General features: G+C 50.9%; 18 protein-coding genes. 10 read left to right on the forward strand and 8 right to left on the reverse strand.

Annotated elements, in window-relative coordinates:
* Positions 1-10 precede the first annotated feature (10 nt).
* The 7 genes from FN001_RS02735 to FN001_RS02765 all read left to right on the forward strand — a co-directional run bounded on the left by FN001_RS02735 (position 11) and on the right by FN001_RS02765 (position 7,337).
* Positions 11-319 carry a V-type ATP synthase subunit F gene (locus FN001_RS02735; RefSeq protein WP_117470998.1) on the forward strand — a complete coding sequence of 103 codons (309 nt, stop codon included), beginning with the start codon at positions 11-13 and terminating at the stop codon, positions 317-319.
* A 73-nt stretch (positions 320-392) separates the two neighbouring features.
* Positions 393-974: a V-type ATP synthase subunit E gene (locus tag FN001_RS02740; protein ID WP_486463475.1), complete on the forward strand. Its 582-nt coding sequence runs from the start codon at positions 393-395 to the stop codon at positions 972-974.
* Positions 975-1,061: 87 nt separating this feature from the next.
* The gene (locus FN001_RS02745; protein WP_142410715.1) at positions 1,062-2,828 is read left to right on the forward strand and encodes a V-type ATP synthase subunit A; all 1,767 of its coding nucleotides are present in this window, start codon (positions 1,062-1,064) and stop codon (positions 2,826-2,828) included.
* 14 nt (positions 2,829-2,842) lie between these two features.
* Positions 2,843-4,240, forward strand: a complete 1,398-nt coding sequence (locus tag FN001_RS02750) for a V-type ATP synthase subunit B (protein ID WP_142410716.1) — start codon at positions 2,843-2,845, stop codon at positions 4,238-4,240.
* Between the two features lie 12 nt (positions 4,241-4,252).
* Complete coding sequence (locus tag FN001_RS02755; protein WP_117471000.1) at positions 4,253-4,873, forward strand: V-type ATP synthase subunit D; 621 nt, start codon at positions 4,253-4,255, stop codon at positions 4,871-4,873.
* Entirely contained in the window at positions 4,870-5,589 is a 720-nt protein-coding gene (locus tag FN001_RS02760; protein ID WP_142410717.1) for a TIGR01906 family membrane protein, read from the forward strand. The genes FN001_RS02755 and FN001_RS02760 overlap by 4 nt, the downstream gene beginning before the upstream one ends.
* A gap of 203 nt (positions 5,590-5,792) precedes the next feature.
* Positions 5,793-7,337, forward strand: a complete 1,545-nt coding sequence (locus FN001_RS02765) for a D-alanyl-D-alanine carboxypeptidase family protein (protein WP_142410718.1) — start codon at positions 5,793-5,795, stop codon at positions 7,335-7,337.
* Between the two features lie 135 nt (positions 7,338-7,472).
* Here the strand turns inward: FN001_RS02765 and FN001_RS02770 are convergent, their stop codons facing one another.
* A complete protein-coding gene (locus FN001_RS02770) occupies positions 7,473-8,447 on the reverse strand; it encodes a 3'-5' exonuclease (protein WP_021904014.1) in 975 nt (324 codons plus the stop codon).
* A gap of 253 nt (positions 8,448-8,700) precedes the next feature.
* Here FN001_RS02770 and FN001_RS02775 point away from each other — a divergent pair, with 253 nt between their 5' ends.
* Positions 8,701-9,105, forward strand: a complete 405-nt coding sequence (locus tag FN001_RS02775; protein WP_142410719.1) for a VOC family protein — start codon at positions 8,701-8,703, stop codon at positions 9,103-9,105.
* A 126-nt stretch (positions 9,106-9,231) separates the two neighbouring features.
* Here FN001_RS02775 and hcp read toward each other — a convergent pair whose 3' ends face one another.
* Positions 9,232-10,869 (reverse strand): hydroxylamine reductase, encoded by a 1,638-nt coding sequence (hcp, locus tag FN001_RS02780; protein WP_142410720.1) that lies wholly within the window; start codon positions 10,867-10,869, stop codon positions 9,232-9,234.
* 427 nt (positions 10,870-11,296) lie between these two features.
* On the opposite strand from hcp, the gene FN001_RS02785 reads away from it, so the two are divergent.
* Together FN001_RS02785 and FN001_RS02790 are read left to right on the forward strand one after the other, a co-directional pair.
* Complete coding sequence (locus tag FN001_RS02785; protein ID WP_142410721.1) at positions 11,297-12,634, forward strand: TrkH family potassium uptake protein; 1,338 nt, start codon at positions 11,297-11,299, stop codon at positions 12,632-12,634.
* A 26-nt stretch (positions 12,635-12,660) separates the two neighbouring features.
* Positions 12,661-13,308, forward strand: a complete 648-nt coding sequence (locus FN001_RS02790; RefSeq protein ID WP_015552841.1) for a potassium channel family protein — start codon at positions 12,661-12,663, stop codon at positions 13,306-13,308.
* Positions 13,309-13,607: 299 nt separating this feature from the next.
* Here the strand turns inward: FN001_RS02790 and FN001_RS02795 are convergent, their stop codons facing one another.
* The 6 genes from FN001_RS02795 to nikA all read right to left on the reverse strand — a co-directional run bounded on the left by FN001_RS02795 (position 13,608) and on the right by nikA (position 19,894).
* A complete protein-coding gene (locus FN001_RS02795; RefSeq protein WP_142410722.1) occupies positions 13,608-14,558 on the reverse strand; it encodes a M14 family metallopeptidase in 951 nt (316 codons plus the stop codon).
* 65 nt (positions 14,559-14,623) lie between these two features.
* Positions 14,624-15,451 carry an ABC transporter ATP-binding protein gene (locus FN001_RS02800; protein WP_142410723.1) on the reverse strand — a complete coding sequence of 276 codons (828 nt, stop codon included), beginning with the start codon at positions 15,449-15,451 and terminating at the stop codon, positions 14,624-14,626.
* The gene (locus FN001_RS02805) at positions 15,448-16,281 is read right to left on the reverse strand and encodes an ABC transporter ATP-binding protein (RefSeq protein ID WP_142410724.1); all 834 of its coding nucleotides are present in this window, start codon (positions 16,279-16,281) and stop codon (positions 15,448-15,450) included. Before FN001_RS02805 ends, FN001_RS02800 begins: the two co-directional genes overlap by 4 nt.
* On the reverse strand, positions 16,278-17,102 hold the full coding sequence (opp1C, locus tag FN001_RS02810; RefSeq protein WP_117471011.1) for a nickel/cobalt ABC transporter permease: 825 nt from the start codon (positions 17,100-17,102) through the stop codon (positions 16,278-16,280). Before opp1C ends, FN001_RS02805 begins: the two co-directional genes overlap by 4 nt.
* Positions 17,102-18,043 carry a nickel/cobalt ABC transporter permease gene (opp1B, locus tag FN001_RS02815; protein WP_142410725.1) on the reverse strand — a complete coding sequence of 314 codons (942 nt, stop codon included), beginning with the start codon at positions 18,041-18,043 and terminating at the stop codon, positions 17,102-17,104. The genes opp1C and opp1B overlap by 1 nt, the downstream gene beginning before the upstream one ends.
* Before the next feature lie 216 nt (positions 18,044-18,259).
* A complete protein-coding gene (nikA, locus tag FN001_RS02820; RefSeq protein WP_142410726.1) occupies positions 18,260-19,894 on the reverse strand; it encodes a nickel ABC transporter substrate-binding protein in 1,635 nt (544 codons plus the stop codon).
* Between the last annotated feature and the right edge of the window lie 153 nt (positions 19,895-20,047).

Genomic DNA, 20,047 nt, shown 5'->3' on the forward strand with positions numbered 1-20,047 from the left:
GAGACCGGCTATGAGAATGTATTTGATCAGCGATAACACTGACACGCTGACCGGCATGCGGCTGGCGGGCGTGGACGGTGTGATCGCAAATGAAAAAGGAACGCTGGAAAAGGCGTTGAACGAAGTGTTAAAAGACAAAAATATCGGGATCATCCTGCTCACCGAAGCTCTCGGAAAGAAGTATCCGGAGCTGGTTAAGACGGTACGCACAGAACATAAAAAGCCGCTTCTCATCGAAATCCCGGACCGCCACGGAACAGGACGGCGGCCCGATTTCATCACGGCATATGTAAATGACGCGATCGGACTAAAGTTATAGTATGCACACAGCGGTTCCGTCCGCAGGCAACAGCGATCCGGAACCGCTGCAGATCGATATTGGAATCAAGGAGGTGGCTGCTTTGACAACCGAAGAAAAGTTACAGCATTTTGAAGACATCTGCACAGGCGACGCATTAAAGAAATACGAGCAGGCAGTCTCTGATTATACCGCTTATGAGGAAAAAATCCTGAATGAGCATAAAGAAAACGCCAGAAAGCAGGCAGCATTGCAGATCGCTGCCGAAAAAGAGCGGATCGCACGGGAGACCAACAAAAACCTGTCCTTAGGCCAGATCGAGATCCGCCGTTCCTATAGCAGAAAAGATGAGGAACTCCGCGGAAAAGTCTTCTCCGAGCTTCGCGACAAACTGGCGCGGTTCATGGAGACCCCGAAATATGACGCACTCTTAGAGGCGCAGATCAAAAAAGAAAAAGCATTTGCAGGATCCAGTGAGATCCACATCTATATCGACCCGTCCGACAAGGAAAAGCAGAATCTTTTATCCTTAAGGACCGACTGCGACATCCGCGTCAGCCAGTACCCGTTTCTCGGCGGCACGCGGGCCGTCATCGCCTCGAAAAATATCCTGATCGATAACTCCTTTGAGACGAAGCTCAAAGAAGCTGAACAGGACTTCCAGTTCTCACTGTAACTGTGCGATACGTTTCCGCGGGCAGCGCGGTACACGCGCAGACCTGCCGGACAGTTACTTTTTATAACATTTTTGGAGGAAATCAACATGGCTGCAAAAGGCACAATTTACGGGATCAACGGCCCGATCGTCTATATTGCCGGTGATTCCGGTTTTCAGATGAATGAGATGGTCTACGTCGGAGAGGCAAACCTCGTCGGCGAGGTCATCGGACTGACCTCCGAACGCACAACGATCGAGGTCTATGAGGAGACCACAGGTCTGAAGCCCGGAGAGCCGGTTACAGGAACAGGAGCTCCTGTCTCCGTCACACTTGCCCCCGGCATTATCACAAATATTTTTGATGGAATCGAACGTCCGTTAGCCGCTATCAAAAAATCCAGCGGCTATTATATTGACCGCGGTGTTCATGTAACATCCCTTGATACAGAAAAGAAATGGCAGACCCACATGACCGTAAAGCGCGGTGATCATGTCTACGGCGGCACCATCATCGCGGAGGTCTCGGAGACGAGAGCCATCACCCATAAAGTCATGATCCCGCCGGATCTGGAGGGCGATGTCCTCTCCGTTGTCTCCGACGGTGAATATACGATCAATGATACATTGATCACTCTTATGACAAAGGACGGAACAGAAAAAACCATCACCATGACCCAGAAATGGCCGATCCGTATCCCGCGTCCGACCGTAAAGCGTTATCCGGCATCCAAGCCGCTGATCACCGGCCAGAGGATCCTTGATACCCTGTTCCCGCTCGCAAAAGGCGGCACAGCGGCGATCCCGGGCGGATTCGGTACCGGAAAGACCATGACCCAGCACCAGATCGCCAAGTGGTCCGATGCCGATATCATCATCTACATCGGCTGCGGCGAGCGTGGAAATGAAATGACACAGGTTCTGGAGGAATTCAGCGAGCTGATCGACCCGAAGAGCGGAAACCCACTGATGGAACGGACCACGTTGATCGCCAATACCTCCAACATGCCGGTTGCCGCCCGTGAGGCGAGTCTTTACTCCGGCCTGACACTTGCAGAATACTACCGCGACATGGGATACAACGTAGCGATCATGGCAGACTCCACCTCCCGTTGGGCTGAGGCGCTCCGCGAGCTCTCCGGCCGTCTGGAGGAAATGCCGGCCGAGGAAGGTTTCCCGGCTTATCTGGCATCCCGGCTGTCCCAGTTCTATGAGCGTGCCGGAATGGTCCAGAACTTAAACGGAACGGAAGGTTCCGTATCCATCATCGGAGCCGTATCCCCGCAGGGCGGCGATTTCTCTGAGCCGGTCACACAGAATACCAAGCGTTTCGTCCGCTGCTTCTGGGGACTTGATAAGAACCTCGCCTACGCGAGACACTTCCCGGCGATCCAGTGGCTGACCAGCTACTCGGAATACCTCACGGATCTTTCTTCCTGGTACTCTGAGCATGTGGATAAAAACTTTGTCAATTACCGTAACCAGCTCGTCACGATCCTGAATCAGGAAAGCAGCCTGATGGAGATCGTAAAACTGATCGGATCCGATGTTCTCCCTGATGACCAGAAGCTCGTCCTCGAGATCGCCAAGGTTATCCGTCTCGGTTTCCTTCAGCAGAACGCTTTCCATAAGGAAGATACCTGCGTTCCGCTGAAAAAGCAGTTTAAGATGATGGAGATCATCCTTTATCTCTATAAAAAATCCCGTGCCCTCGTTGCCATGGGCATGCCGGTATCCGTCCTCAAAGAAGAAAAGATCTTTGAGAAGATCATTGCCATCAAATATGACGTCCCGAATGACCGTCTCGACATGTTTGACGACTATAAGAAGCAGATCGATGACTTCTACAATTCCGTCATCGAACGCAACGCATAAGGAGGCAGATCACAATGGCAGTCGAATATCTTGGCCTTAGTTCCTTAAACGGCCCTCTTGCCGTCCTCGAAGGCGTTTCCGGGGCATCTTATGATGAAATCGTGGAAATGACCGTCGACGGAAAAGAAAAGAAGCTCGGACGCATTATCGAGGCGTACGAGGATAAAGCCGTGATCCAGGTGTTTGAGAGCACCGGAAACATGGCATTGAAAAACACTCATACCCGTCTCACCGGACATCCAATGGAGATCGGCGTCTCCGCCGATATGTTAGGCCGTACCTTTGACGGTCTTGGAAATCCCATCGACGGTCTGGGACCGATCTTAGCTGATAAAAAACTGGATGTAAACGGAAAGCCGTTAAACCCGGTGGCCCGTGAATATCCGCGTAACTACATCCGTACCGGCATCTCCGCCATTGACGGTTTGATGACCCTGATCCGCGGGCAGAAGCTCCCGATCTTCTCCGGAAACGGACTTCCCCACGACCAGCTGGCAGCGCAGATCGTCATGCAGTCCTCTCTGGGAAACAATTCCGATGAAAAATTCGCCGTCGTATTCGCAGCTATGGGCGTCAAGTACGATGTTGCCGAATACTTTGAACGTACCTTCCGCGAGAGCGGCGTTCTGGACCATGTTGCCATGTTTATCAATCTGGCAAATGATCCGGTCGTCGAGCGTCTGATCACACCGAAGGTTGCCCTCACAGTCGCCGAATATCTGGCATTTGAAAAGGGCATGCATATCCTGGTCATCCTGACGGATATGACCTCCTACGCTGAGGCGCTGCGTGAGGTCTCCTCCTCAAAGGGCGAGATCCCGTCCCGTAAGGGATATCCGGGATACTTATACAGTGATCTGGCATCTCTCTATGAGCGCGCCGGAATCGTCGCCGGAGTCAACGGATCTGTCACACAGATCCCGATCCTTACCATGCCGAACGATGATATCACCCACCCGATCCCAGACCTTACCGGTTACATCACAGAAGGTCAGATCGTTCTGGACCGTAGCTTAAACGGTCAGTCCATCTACCCGCCGATCAGCGTGCTTCCGTCCCTGTCCCGTCTTATGAAGGACGGCATCGGTGAGGGATTTACCCGTGAAGATCATCAGGATGTGGCAAACCAGCTGTTTTCCTGCTACGCAAAGGTGGGCGACGCGAGAGCCCTCGCATCTGTTATCGGTGAAGATGAGCTCTCCCCGATCGATAAAAAGTATCTGGAATTCGGCCGGGAATTTGAAAAACGGTTCATCGGACAGGATATCCATGACAACCGTACCATCATCGACACCTTAAACATCGGCTGGGAGCTTTTAGGACTTCTTCCGAGAGAAGAGCTCGACCGTATTGACACGAAGATCTTAGACAAGTATTATAAACCTGCAGACGCCGCTTCAGACGCTTCATAAGGAGGGGATCTCATGAATCCGAACACATTCCCCACCAAGGGAAATCTGATCCTTGCGAAAAACTCCCTCGCCCTTGCGACTCAGGGGTACGGACTGATGGATAAAAAGAGGAACATCTTGCTGCGGGAACTTATGGGCCTGATCGATCAGGCAAAAGCGATCCAGTCCGAGATCGATTCCACTTTTACCGCCGCCTACAAGGCACTCCAAAAGGCCAATATCGAGATGGGAATCCACTATGTGGAGGAGATCGCAGGTTCACTTCCCGTCACGGATGATATCCGGATCAAGGCGCGCAGCATCATGGGAACGGAGATCCCGCTTGTCGAGTATACACCGTCAAAAGATGAAAAACCGCCTTATTCGTTTTACAGCACCAGCGATTCGCTGGACGAGGCACGGATCGCCTTCGAGCGCGTGAAGGAACTGACCGCAGACCTCGCAACCGTGGAGACATCCGCCTACCGTCTTGCCGAGAGCATTAAGAAGACCCAGAAGCGGGCTAATGCACTAAAGAACATCACGATCCCGTCATACCAGGCACTTGTGAAGGACATCACCAACGCCCTGGAGGAAAAGGACCGCGAGGAGTTCACAAGACTAAAAGTAATCAAACGGAGTACCACGAAATGACAAAACAAGCAACGGCTATTACTTATGCCGCCGGAATTTTTACTGCGTTCTGGCTGATCATCGCGTTCCTTATCACGTCCGTTGAGGCAGTCACCTACTGGACACCAGGATATTATGAGAAGGAATACACGAAATATCAGGTTCTGAATGATCTTCCTGAGATGAACATGGATGATCTTTTAGATGTTACCGATGAAATGATGGCATTTCTTCGCGGAAAGCGTGAAAACCTTCACGTATACACCACCATGGGCGGGGAATACCGGGAATTTTTTAATGACCGGGAGATTGCCCACATGGAGGACGTGCGGGGACTCTTCATTGGCGGCCTGTGGCTTCGCCGGATCGGGATCCTGATCACCCTATGCTTCGCGTCCCTGGCTTATTTCTGGGGACATAAGAGTGCGGAGCGGACCGCGGCGTTAAAACGCCTGATCCCGAAGTCCCTCTGCATCGGCACCGGCGCAGTCTTTGCCGTGTCTTTAGTTTTGATCGGCATTATATCCACAGACTTTACGAAATATTTTATTGTTTTCCACAAAATCTTTTTCAACAATGATCTGTGGGTCCTCGATCCACGCACCGATATGCTCATCAACATCGTTCCGGAAGGTTTCTTTTTCGATACCGCCGCCCGGATCGCGATGGTGTTTGCAGGGATCGTTATGGTATTTTTTGTTGGAAATCTGGTATTATATAAAAGAGCCGGCAGATAGATCTGTCGGCTCTTTTTATATCATTTATCGGTTGCAGCCCGGTCTTCAAACTGCTATAATCCATAGTACGAGTACTGTGATCATTCAATCCTTCACAATTACAGGCAAAAATCCATTCCTGATCGGCTGTGCCGATGGGATTTGAGACATCAAAACAGCCGCCACGTCGGGTAAACATGGCGGCAATTTTTTCAAGGAGTTCCATGAAACGAATTTTAAGTATTTTTCTCTGTCTGACGCTGATCCTCGGCTTTTGTCCAGGACAGACGGCATATGCGGCGGCTGAGTGGCCGTCGGAGATCTCGATCTCGGCGGACGGCGGGATCTTAATGGACATCAATTCGGGAGCGGTTTTGTTTGAGAAGAACAGCCATGAACCGTATTATCCGGCAAGTATCACAAAGATCCTGACGGCACTGATCGTGATTGAAAACTGTGGGCTTGATGAGACCGTGACGTTCTCCAACACAGCGGTGAACTCTCTTGAGCCGAACTCCTCCATTCTGGGGGCCCGCGCCGGAGATACGTTAAGTGTCCGGGACTGTCTTTATGCCCTGCTTTTACAGTCCGCGAATGAGGTTGCAAACGCTCTGGCCGAACACTGCGCAGGCAGTATTGATGCTTTTGCGGAGAAGATGAATGAGAAGGCGGCGGAGCTTGGATGTACGGACTCCCATTTCGCAAACCCGAGCGGTCTGAATGATCCGAACCACTATGTGTCCGCTTATGACATGGCACTGATCGCGAAGGCGGCGTTTAATAATCCGACATTTGTAGAGGTTGATTCCACAACGTACTATGACGTTCCTGCCGGGAAATTAAAGCAGTACCCGGATGGCTGGCGCTACTACGCCCACCACAGAATGCTGCGGCGGAATGATTCCCTTTATTACGACGGTGCCATCGGCGGAAAGACCGGTTACACCTTGCTTGCGGGAAATACATTGGTGACATGCGCGGAGCGCGATGGAATGAAGCTCATAGCTGTCGTTCTCAATGGTCACCAGACCCATTATTCCGACACAAAAGCACTGTTTGACTATGGATTTAAAAATTTCAAGTCCGTTCCGGTTGCGGATCAGGACAGCACTTACAGCAAGGTGGCTGATGATCTGACGATCTCCGGGATCTTTTCCGGGAGTGCTACAAGACTCACGGTAAATAAAAACAGCGCGGTGACTTTACCTGCGGATGGGAGCTTCTCCGATGTGACTTCCACACTGGACTACGACCTGACTGACGATGCACCGGATGGGGCGATTGCACGGATCGATTACCGCTATGGGGATAAGCTTGTGGGACAGGCTTATCTGGAGGCGACTGTGACACAGGGATATGTACCCGGAGCAGTGAATCAGAGCACGGATACCGCGGAGACTGAGACTGTGGCTGAAACCGTTCCTTCTAAGGCACCTGACAAGGAAACCGAACCTTCCTCTAAAAAAACGGGCAGCAATAAGACATCCTGGACCTCCTCTCCTGCTTTCGGCATTGTTAAGAAAGTCCTGATCGCTGCCGCTGTCATCGGAGTCATTGGCGGCGCCGTCTTCGGAATCATGATCTATCAGGAAAACAAGGCCCAGAACGAGCGTTTTCTCCGTCATCAGCGGCGCGAAAAACGTTTAAAGGAATGGGGATATTCTTCCACAGAATTTGATATGATCATGGAAAAGCACTTAAGATCCAAGTCTGGGATTAAGCAGCCGGGATTCCGGGAGCGGCTCAGAGATCGTTTTCGGAGACGATAAGTTTTATTTTATGTAAACTAAAAGAGCAGATGTATGCTTTTCGAAGCAATACCTCTGCTCTTTTTCTATCTTTTCACATCCGTTTGTTCAGGAGCAAAGTGCTCCATTGCTGCCATATCTTCCGGGCTGCAGCCTTTATTCCACTCCATGGAGTTTCTTCTGCCTGCTTTTCTCCGCACGGCGGATCCGGGCCTCCTCTTTTTTCAGGAAAACAGCTTCTGCACCTTCCTCATCCACCGGTTTTACTGTCTTTACAGCAAAGACTCTGCCGTCCTCCGACTTTTTCATCCGGATTTTTCCTTTCATCATACCGTGTTCCGGACATGTTGCAAGACACAGATAATAGCGCTGTCCTGAGGAAAACCAGCGGATCTTCTTCCGCAGCATCCGACGGCATTTCGTGCAGATGATATCCGTCACCCGCTTTTCCTCCATCGCCTCCTCCTTCGTGTCAAACATCTGTGACACGAACTTCGTGTACTCCGGGAACCGCAGCGTGAACTCCTCATCCTCGCTCTCCGGCGGCAGATAATAATCTACGGACACATAATCTTTCACGGAATCAAAATCCATCGCCTGCAGCACGCGCCCCGTATATTCCGCGTCCCCCAGTGCCCGGTGGAATGGCGCGTCCACATCAAGCGCAAAGGACTCCACCGCTTCATCAAGCGAAATTCTCGCCTTTCCGTCCTGATAGCACAGGCTGTACAGTTTCTGGACATCATAAAAAAGGAACGGTTTCGGGAACGGGATCGTCATCCCATGATAGACCATGTTCCTCTGCAGTTCCGTAAGGTCCATACTTCCCCAGGTGCAGAATATGCAGTCCTCTCCGCACCATTTAAGGAAATCCTCCATTACCGCCGCAAACGGCTCTCCATCCCGCTCTAACTCTTCGATGGAAACATGGGTCACCTCAGAGATGATCCGGTGCATCTGGCGGTACACGCAGGGACGGATGATCCGGTGAAACTCCGCGACCTTCTCACGCTCTTCATTCAGTTTTACTGCTCCGATCTCAAAGATCTCAAAAGGAAGCCGCTCCACAGACGCTTCTTTACCGCCCGGGTTCTGGTTCCATTCCAAATCAAATACAATAAAATTTTTCATAATACAAGAGTATAGCACAGTTTTTTCTGCCCGTCACTGAGAAAATTGTTGCTGTACACGGGCAGGGATCAGTCGCTTACTTTTTTCTTGCACTCTGTTTCAAATAATCCTATAATAAGCATAGTTTGAGATAGAAAAACTACAGCAACAGCGTTTCCGCCTCTGTAGGATCACTCAGGTAAGACCATCTGCTTCTGATCTGGTGCTTTTATCTGGAGATTTGCTGCGCTGGAACGCGGAAAGGATTCTTATCATGAAACACATCACAGGACTTGCGCATATCGCGCTTTTCACAAAGGATCTTGAAACATCCATAAAATTCTACGAATGTCTCGGTGGAAAAGTCACTGGACAGGCTGATGTCCAGAAGCCGCTTGGAACTAACCACATCAAGATCGTCAGCATGCCGGGCTTTGACCTCGAGATCATCGAGCCACATGACGGCACTGATGTGACCGCCCAGGGCGGTCTCTTCCCGCACATCGCAATCGAAGTCAATGACATCGACGCTGCCATCGCAGACTTAAAGGCAGCCGGGATCACAAGCTTCCGGGGCGGTGTCGACAAGGCAGCTGACCTCCCGATCTTCGGCGGCATCCGCAACGCGTTTTTTATCGGACCGAACGGAGAACAGCTGGAGCTTTTACAGCATCTGTAAAATTCGGTTGACCGCAGATAATGCGGATCACTGTAATTTAAGTACATAAGTAAAGTCCCCGGATAAGGAACTACTGCAGCTGGTCAACTGGCCGATGGCACATTCCCTATCCGGGGGCTTTTTATCTTATCCCAATAACGCCTTCAAATCCTCCTCCGGCGTTGTCACCGGCCCGATTCCATAATTTTCCACAAGGAAATTCAAGATATTCGGGGAGAGGAACGCCGGTAAGGACGGGCCGAGGCGGATATTCCTGATCCCAAGATGCAGGAGTGTCAGGAGAATACACACTGCCTTCTGCTCATACCAGGAGAGCACGAAGGACAGCGGAAGCTCGTTCACCTCGCACCCAAACGCCTCAGCCAGCGCCATAGCCACCTTGATGGCACCGTAGGCATCGTTGCACTGGCCCATGTCCATGATCCGCGGGAGACCGCCGATATTTCCAAGGTCCAGATCATTAAAGCGGAACTTGCCGCACGCCAGTGTCAGGACAATGCTGTCCGCCGGAGTCTGCTTTACAAAATCCGTATAGTAGTTTCTTCCCGGCTTCGCGCCATCGCAGCCCGCAACGAGGAAGAAATGTCTGATCGCGCCGGATTTTACCGCGTCGATGACCTGATCAGCCATGGAAAGGATCGTTCCATGGCCGAATCCTGTCATGACCTGAGTTCCGCCGTTGATTCCCGTAAACTGGCGGTCTTCCTGATATCCGCCGAGTTCCAGCGCCTTCTCGATCACCGGGGTAAAGTCTTTCTCATCATCGATATGAACCATTCCCGGATATGCTACGACCTCCGTCGTGAACACGCGGTCCGCGTAGGATTTCTTCGGCGGCATCAGGCAGTTTGTGGTAAAGAGGATCGGAGCCGGAATATCCGCAAATTCCTTCTGCTGATTCTGCCATGCAGTTCCGAAATTGCCCTTTAACTGCGGATACTTTCTGAGCTCCGGGTAAGCGTGGGCCGGCAACATCTCGCCGTGGGTGTAGATGTTAACGCCTTTTCCCTCTGTCTGCTTTAAGAGAAGCTCCAGGTCCTTGAGGTCATGTCCCGTCACAACGATAAACGGTCCTCTTTCTACTACAAGCGGTACGCTGACCGGGATCGGAGTCCCGTAAGTTCCCGTGTTTGCTGCGTCCAGCATCGCCATGCAGGTGAGGTTCACCTCGCCGACCTTCAGGACCGTCGGGAGCAGGCTTTCGACGGTGCCGTCTTTTGCGATCTCCCGGAGTCCCGTTAAGAAGAACTGGTTTACCGTCTCATCAGATGCCCCCAGCATCAGCGCATGGTACGCGTACGCCGCCATACCCTTTAATCCGAACAGGATCAGGGATTTCAGGGAGCGGATATCAGGGTCCATGTCCCACAGCAGACCGAGATTATAATCATCCGTATCTTGCACACTTGCTGCCGCACCTGACTCTCCCGCTGCCTTTTCGCGCGGTCCTGCACTTTTCTTCACCGGCGCTGCGAGCAGCCGCTCCTTCTCCCTGTGCGTCTTCTCAATCTGCGCCCGGATCGCGTCATCATCAAAGCTTACATTCGTAAGTGTCGTAAAAAGCCCCTCGATCACCGTGCGGTACACTCGATCTCCCGGACATTCCACGCCTTCTGCCGCTTTCGCAAGCCCGATCATCGCACCTACAAGCTGGTCCTGCAGCCTTGCTGTCTCCGCCGTCTTTCCGCAGACACCCGTGCTCCCGGTACATCCCGCGCAGCCTGCGGTCTGCTCACACTGATAACAGAACATTTTTTGATCCATTTCATATACCTCCATATATTTCCCCGACTCTTCCCGCGTGACTCCAGGCAGCCCATACAAGCAGCCAACATTGTCTTCGCAGTTTTGCCGATCTCAAATTATCCTGACACGCCTGCCGTCCCTGCGGCAGCCATAACCGATAAGTCATCATGTTTCCCTGTCCGGCACCGCCGAACCATGTACGCATTATATCCGCGAAATCAGCTTTCGTATGTTGTAATTACAACATTTTTAAACAGACCACCTGGAAATAATTTCCATACGTCCACCTCTCACACTTTTCGCAGACCAGAACGGAGCCAGCCGCTCTTTATAATTTCCTGTGCAAATCAGGAATTTTCAGAACTTTAAAATCCATAAATTTCGCTTTTCTTTACATCCATAAACGTTTATAATGGAACAAATGCTTTATGAAAGGATTCAGATTATGTTTCGTATTCTTTCCGCTTTCAGGCGGTTAAATTCATTTCAGATCATTGTTTTAGGCTTTGCCTTCGTGATCTTGCTCGGCGCCGGCATCCTGATGCTGCCGGTATCCTCCGCGGACGGAAGCTGGACTCCATTTGTAAACGCCCTGTTTACTTCCGTCACCTCCGTCTGCGTGACCGGTCTTGTGGTCTGTGACACCGGAACCTACTGGTCTTCCTTTGGACATGCCGTAATTCTGCTTCTGATCCAGACCGGCGGTCTCGGCGTTGTGACGATCTCCGCTTCCTTTACGATCCTCTCCGGAAAGAAGATCGGTCTTTCCCAGCGGAGTATCATGGCGGAATCGGTCGCTGCCCCTCAGCTCAGAGGAGTTGTCCGCCTGACCGGTTTTATTGTAAGAGTCACTCTCGGTATCGAACTGATCGGCGCTCTCCTGATGGCACCTGTATTCTGCCGCGATTTTGGTCTTTTCCGGGGACTCTGGATGTCTTTATTCCACTCCGTATCCGCATTCTGCAACGCTGGAATCGATCTGCTTGGTGTCCGGGGAGCATATTCCTCCCTGACATCCTACGCATATGACCCGCTGATCAATCTCGTGATCATCCTGCTTATCGTGATCGGCGGAATCGGTTTTCTGACCTGGGATGATATTTACAGAAACCGGCACCATATTTCCCGATACCGGATGCAGAGTAAGGTCATCCTCTCCTACTCGCTGGCACTGATCTTTATCCCGGCTATCCTCTTCTTTTTTCTGGAATTTCAGGATATCCCGGCCGGAAAACGGATCCTTGTATCCTTATTCCAGTCGGTGACAACGCGAACTGCCGGTTTTAATACAGCGGATCTTTCCTCCATGCGGGAATCCGGCCAGTTCCTTATGATCCTTCTCATGCTGATCGGAGGAAGTCCGGGATCCACCGCCGGCGGAATCAAGACGACCACTCTGGCCGTTCTGATCTCCTGCGCGACTGCTGTCTTTGCCAGAAAGGACAGCCCGGAAATGTTTAAACGGCGCATTATCCCCGATATTGTCGCCACAGCGATCGCGATCCTTTTCATGTATACAAGCCTCGGTATCCTGTGTGCCATGACGCTCAGCATTCTGGAAAGCCTGCCTCTTATACCGTGTCTGTTTGAGGCGATTTCTGCGCTTGCTACGGTAGGCTTGAGCTTCGGGATCACCCCGACACTTTCCGTTCCATCGAAGCTGATCCTGATCACATTTATGTTCATCGGCCGTGTTGGCGGGCTCACGATCATCTACGCGACCATGTCCGGTTACAGGATCCGGTGCGGAAAATTCCCGCAGGAAAAAATTTCCGTCGGATAATAGATAATATATTTAAGGAGAAAGTTATGAAATCAATTCTTTTGATCGGCCTCGGCCGTTTTGGAAAACATGTTGCCATGCATCTTCACAACCTCGGACATCAGGTCATGGCCGTTGACAGTACGGAGGAACGCGTCAACGCAGTCCTTCCCTATGTGACGGAAGCACAGATCGGTGACAGTACAAATGAGTCCTTCCTTTCCTCTCTGGGAATCCGCAATTTTGATGCCTGCATCGTCGCGATCGGCGATAACTTCCAGAGTTCCCTTGAAACAACGTCACTCTTAAAGGAGCTCGGAGCAAAGCTCGTTGTCTCCCGCGCTTCCAGTGATGTTCACCAGAAATTTCTTCTGCGGAACGGTGCCGATCAGGTCGTCTACCCGGAACAGCAGCTTGCGAAATGGACTGCGATCCGCTTCAGCTCCAACCACATTCTTGATTTTGTCAATCTGGAAGGCGACTACGATATCTATGAGGTAGATCTTCCGGAACGCTGGGTCGGTATGAGCGTAGGTGAGATCGATATCCGGAAAAAATACGGCATCAACATCATTGCCGTCCGGCGAAACGGCACTCTGGATTTCTCCGTCAAGCCGGAAACCGTCTTTGAAGACGGCGATACGATCCTGGTTCTCGGACAGTATCGGGATCTGCAGAAATGCTTTAAGATTTAATATCCTGTTTGCTCCAGTGCGCGCCTGCGAAACCTGCCGCCCGGCAGCTTCTTTCGTATGCATGGCAGCATAAAAAGCCATTTTATGGATATCTCCTGAATTTCAGGACTTTCCCATAAAATGGCTTTTTATTGACATTTTGTAACTGTTCAGTAGGTCTGCGCACTTGCTGCGCTGACCGTAAGAAAACATAGGCTGAAGGGCAAAAATCCCATCAGCGAAGCTGATCTGGAATGGATTTTTGCGTGTAACTATGAAGGTACTGAATAGTTACGACATTTTTATTTCACATCTGTTATTTATCTATCCACATATTCCCCATAGGCGATCAGCGGATCCCCTGTCTTCACGCCAAGACCTACCGTCTGATACAGAACGATTCCCGGATAGTCTGCCCGATACTCCCGTAAAAGGTTTCCCCAGATATCTCTCACCGTTCCCAGAACCGCACCTCCCGCGAACGTATCTCCTGCGGAAAATACCGGATACCACAATCCATCTGTCTCTGCCTCCAGATACTCTGCTCTGGTCACATTTTTCTGCTGCACAGTATGAACCTCTTCACCGGAAAGAAGTCCCATGCGGATCATAATATTCTTCACATCCCGCTTATATGCCTGAACTTCGCTGTCCGTAAATCTTCCGCCGCCTCCGCGCTCCATGAGGATCGCAGGAAGACCTCTTTGGCAAGCGCTGCTATACGCGCCGGTGGTCGCTGTGGAGCTGGCACGCACTTCCATATCCGCTGCCATTGCCATGTTCTCAGAGACTCTGGCAATCTTTTCTCCTGCCGCAACATTATAATAGACAAACGGCATAACCTCTTCACTGGTATCACCCGCATGAAGATCGATATAAAAATCAGCTTTCGCCTGCAACTCTTCCGTGATCGTCCACGCGATCCGCTCCGACAATGTCCCATCCTTTTTCCCCGGGAATACCCGGTTCAGATTTTTTCCATCTTCAGGCACGAAAAAGCGCACATAATCCCGGAATGCTGAAGGATTTGCCACATGAAGGCAGATCACATTCCCCGCAGTATCCTTGGGATCAAGCTCTCTGGAAAGCTCGGAAAGCGCCTGCACGCCGATATATTCCGCTCCATGGACTCCCGCTGATATCATCATTGTAGGTCCTTCCTTTGCCCCGCAGATAAGTGTTAGCGGAAGTTTCTGTCCGCCGCCTTCTATTTCCAGCCACCCAGTCTTCTTTTCTCCTGCTTCTGCACAGATCATTCCGATCTCCAGCATATTTCTGCCACCTCCTGAGCATATTTTCTGCTGCGCACTGTAACTGTTCAATGCCCTCACAGCTACTATGCACTTTCTTCACTTTCTTTTACGTCCATTTCACCATCGTACTCTTCATCAAACTCAATAATGGAATCCAGCAGCTTTCGCGCATACACATCCGTGGTCTGCGCGATCCGGGATACCGGGATATGTTCCGTGATCCGTCCTTTATATAGGAACATGACTTCGTCGCAGAGATATGTGACTGATGTAAGGTCGTGGGTGATAAACACATACGTCAGCCCCAGTTTCTCCTTCAGCTCCTTTAAGAGATCCATCACCTGTACCTGCGTGTGCGCGTCGAGGGATGAGATCGCCTCATCAAACAGGATAAACTCCGGCTCACACGCCACGGCACGGGCGATGCAGACACGCTGAAGCTGTCCCCCCGAAAGCTCATGCGGAAAACGGTCGAGAAACGTCTCATCCAGGCCGACTAACTCCAAAAGTCTGCAGTATTCCGCGCTCCGGTCCGTTTTTTTTCCGTTCTTCCGTTCCTTCACCCGGATTCCTTCCGCCAGAATATCCCGGATCCTGAACCGCGGATTTGCAGATGTCGTATAATCCTGGAATACAACGCTGAGCATGTTCTGAAGATTCTTCTTTCCATCTCGTGACGCATACACATTTTTCCCTTCCAGCAGGTATTCCCCGCTGTCCGGCTTTAACAGACCGCAGATCACCCGTCCAAGCGTCGATTTTCCACTTCCAGATTCACCTAAGATTCCAAGGCAGCTTCCTTTGGGGATCGAGAGTGACACATCAAACAGTACCTGTGTCCTGCTGACACCAAAGATCTTTTCCTGCCGCTCACTGCGAAAGCTGACGCAGATATCTCTCATCTGGATCATGCCGCACCTCCATTCTCATGTCCAATGCTTTCCCTGTATTTTTTCATGACCGCCGACCGTTTTTCCACCAGAAGTCTCGTATATGGATCTGACGCATGATGCAGGATATGGGAAAAGCTTCCCCGGTCCGCGATCATTCCGCTGTTCATGACCACAAGGTCGTCCGCAACCTTAGAGATCGCACCGAGATCGTGGGTGATAAAGATCATCGCCGTATCATGCTCTTTCTTGATCCGGACAAATTCTTCCAGGATCTCATACTGGGTGATCGAATCGATGGCCGTTGTCGGTTCATCCGCGATCAGAAGTGCCGGTTTTAATGCCATCGCGATCCCGATCATGATCCTCTGCAGCATGCCGCCGGAGAGCTGATGCGGGTATTTTTGAAGCGCCTCCTCCGGATTGCGGATCCGCATGCGTTCCAGTGTCTCCAGTGACTTCTCTCGGATCTCGTTCGCATTCCAGTCCGTGTGTGTCGCAAATGTCTCCCCGATCTGGCTTCCGATTCGGTAGAGTGGGTCAAAACACGTCATCGGGTTCTGTAGGACGACAGCGATCTCGCTTCCACGGATCTTTCTCATGGACTCCCCACTTTCCTTTAAGAGATCCTTTTCCCCAAACCAGGCATGACCGGAGACGGAGAAATTCTTATCGAGAAGTCCCAGCATCGCCTTGATGCTCATGCTCTTTCCACTTCCCGATTCTCCCAGGATTCCAAGGCATTCCCCTCGCTGAACCTCAAAGTTTACATGGCGGACAAGCTCTTTTTCCGGTCTGCGCGGGATCTTCAACGTTACGCACAAGTCTTCCGCCCGCATCACTGTGCTCATACATTCACCTCCTTCGGATCAAGAACATCCCTCAGCGCGTCTCCCATCAGGTTGAAGGCAGATACCAGGATCACGATCGCGACACCAGGAACGATCATCTGGGTCGGATTGCTGGTGAGGACATTTTTTGCCTCATTTAACATCGCCCCCCACTCCGGTGTCGGTGCCTGTACACCGAGTCCCAGGAATGAAAGCGTGGAAATATTGATGATCGCCCAGCCCACATCGAGTGACGCGAGAACCGCAAGATCTGCCGCGATGGACGGCACCAGATGGCGGAACAGGATGAATCTCTCCGGAGTTCCCACGCATCTGGAAAACTGGACGAAATTGCGGTCTCTGTGCTGCATGACTCCGGTCCGGATCATTCGTGCATACCAGGCCCACTTGATGAACACATTTGCAAGGATCACATTCTGGACATTGATGCCGAGAAGCGCCACCACCGCAAACACCATGATCTGGCTTGGGAAGGAAAGCATGACGTCGACCGTCCGCATGATGATCTCCTCCGGGATTCCACGGAAATATCCCGCCAAAAGTCCCATAAGAGCCCCAAGACCGATGGTTCCAAGCATCGTCAGGACTGCCAGCCCCAGTGTCGGGCGGATCCCATAGATCATTCTCGAAAGAATGCAGCGGCCAAGATTGTCCGTTCCAAGCGGATATTCAGCCGAAAATCCGGCAAATTTGTTGAGGATGTCCGTTTCATACGGATCGTTCGGCGCAATAAACGGGGCGAAGATCCCCACAAGCGCTGTGAGGAGAACGATCGCCACGGTGAACATTGCAGTCCTGTTATGTAAAAAGCGCTGAAGCATTAATGTTCCTCCCTTCTCATACGCGGGTCTGATACCGTCTGTAAAATATCGAATAACAGATTGAAAACGACAAACAGGACTCCGATCAGAAGCACGTATGTCTGGATCACCGGATAATCCCGGTTAAAGATCGAGCTGATACAGAGTGTTCCAAGTCCCGGCCATGCAAACACATTTTCCACCACGATCGTTCCTGAGATCAGCTGCGGAATGCTCATTCCGACTGCAACGATACAGGTGTGCATGGAGTTTTTCAGGATATGTTTTACAAGGATCAGCTTCTGGGGCAGTCCCCTGACATTCGCGTAAAGGACATAATCCTGCTTCATATTTTCCAGCATGTTGTTGCGGATCAGACGGATATATGTAGAAATATAGCTGAGTGACACCGTAAATGCCGGGAGGATCAGATGTTTCCATGTTCCGTTTCCGCTTGTCGGAAGAAGATCCAGCCTGATCGATACAAGCCACATGAGAAGAAGTCCCACCCAGTATGCCGGCATCGCCGTTGTCATAAAGACGATGGCTCTCATGATCTTATCGAACCATCCATCTTTATAGACAGCGCAGAGGAAACCGATCGGCAGACTTAAAAGGATCACCATCACGAAGGAAACTCCCGCCAGCTGGAGTGTCGCAGGCATGCATCTTGCCAGTTCACCCGCCACAGTTCTTTTCGGATTTACATAACTGATCCCAAAATCTCCCCGCAGGCAATCCGCAAGCCAGGAAAAGTACCGCACAAGATATGGCTTATCAAGTCCTAATTCCGCACGGACTTCCGCAATAGCCTCTTCTGTTATGATCGGCACCTGACGGACACGCAGCGCTACCTCCGCCGGATCTGACGGGATCAGGTTGATAAATACAAAGCATACAAATGAAATCACGATCAGAAGCGGGATCGCTGAAAGGACTCGCTTAATGACGTATTGTTTCATGAAATGAAAATCTCCTTTCCTTTTTCGAACATCAAAAAAACTCCAGGTATATGCACAACAAGCCGCCCGGATGGACGGCCTGTCAGATCGGGCTTTATCTCAGTCTCCGACTGAGATAAACGCTCCGCGAGGATGCGCAGTGATTCTGTAAAGAATATGTCAGCTTGCGCTGACCGGAATCACGCGCCAAGTCTCACGGACGTTCGACTTGAATTTTTACTCAAAATAGAAATCCGCAAACGGAACTTCGTACTGGGTCTGTGTGAAATGGAATCCCTGAAGGTCTGAGCGGTAGATCGCCTTGTTGCACTCGTAAGTGAGCGGAATGTATACCGCATCCTCATGAAGTCTTGTCAGGACAAATGTGTAAAGTTCCTGGCGTTTTGTCTCATCGGTGGATACAAGAATATCCGTGATCGCCTGGTCGATATCCGCCTTATCTTCAAGTCCGAGCTGCGCTGCATAGTCACCGTAAACCGGTGCGCGCATCGCTGCCAGGGAAGACTGCGGATCATACGGCGTACCCCAGCAGATATTGAATACCATGTCGAAGTTACCGGCTTTCATATTGTCGCGATAGGACTGTTCTTCCTCTCCGTGGATATTTAAGGAAATTCCGATCTTCTGGTATTCACTCTGCAGATACTCAGCGATTGCTTTCTCTGTTACGCTGTCACTGTTGTAAAGAAGATCGATGTTTAACTTCTGACCGTCTCTTTCACGGATCTTGTCCGCTCCAACGACCCATCCGGCTTCGTCTAACATACTCTGGGCAAGCTCCACATCGTATACGTACGGCTCAAGGTCGATATCGCAGTATGGAACTGTTTTCGCAAACAGAGTGTCTGCCGGCTGCTCAAGTCCATAGAAGATGCCGTCGGAAATTGCCTGCTTATTTGTCGCGTGCTGGAGTGCCTGACGCACTTCCTTATCCGCAAGGACATCTCTCGTCGTGTTTAATACGATCTGACGGGTAGATGTCGGGTCAGACAGGGAGACTGTGAATTTATCGTTTCCTGTATACTGGTTGATAGCGTCCGCGTCGATCATGTTTTTACCGAAAATCATGTCGATCTCGCCTTTCTCCAGCGCAAGGATTCTCGTCTGGTTATCCGGGATCACCTTAACTGTGATCTTTTTGATCTTCGGCTGTTCACCCCAGTAATTTTCATTTGCCTCAAAAACGGCATATTCGTCTGTCACAAAGTCAGTCAGCACATACGGACCTGTTCCGATATACGCGTTGACTCCGTCCTTTGTGCTTCCGTCCTTCATCGCCTTCGGAGAGATCATGGCGAACGGTCTTGTAACACCAAGCTCTGTTAAAAGCGGGTAGTACGGCTCTGAGAGTTCGATCACGAAGGTCTTATCATCCGGTGCCGATACGCCCACGAGAAGATTCATCATCTCCAGCCATGTATGACGGTCCTTGTTCTCAATAATCGCGTCAAAGTTTGCCTTGATCGCGTTTGCGTCGCAAACTTCCCCGTCGGAGAATTTCACGCCGTCACGGATGTGGAATGTATAGGTCTTTCCATCATCACTGATGTCCCAGGACTCCGCCAGGCATCCCTCATATCCATCTGCCGTAATGTTTACAAGTGTCTCATAAAGCATCTCCTGGGCATACATTTCTCCTGCATAGAGATGCGGATTTAAGTCGCGGATGTCGCGATAGTTTACAAATACAAGTTCTTCTTTTGCTTCAGAAGAACCGGTTTCCGATGCTGCGGCACTTGTTTCCGTTCCTGCTGCCGTTGTTGTCTCCGCTGTGTTTCCTGCTCCGCCGCATCCGGCCAGGGATGCCGCCATAAGACCTGCCAGGCACAGGCTAAGTACTCTTTTTTTCATGTTGTCCTCCTCTTGAGTATGTGTGGGGGATCTTTGCATTTTTACAATCCCCGCTTGTGTCTGTTTTTCGCAGGAATTACTATACCACGGTTAGTTTAAACTTACCAATGCTATTTCATGGGGGATCAGTTATAACAAAAGCGTATAGCAATG

This window comes from Clostridium sp. Marseille-P7770 (assembly GCF_902143525.1).
Classification (GTDB): domain Bacteria; phylum Bacillota; class Clostridia; order Lachnospirales; family Lachnospiraceae; genus Pilosibacter.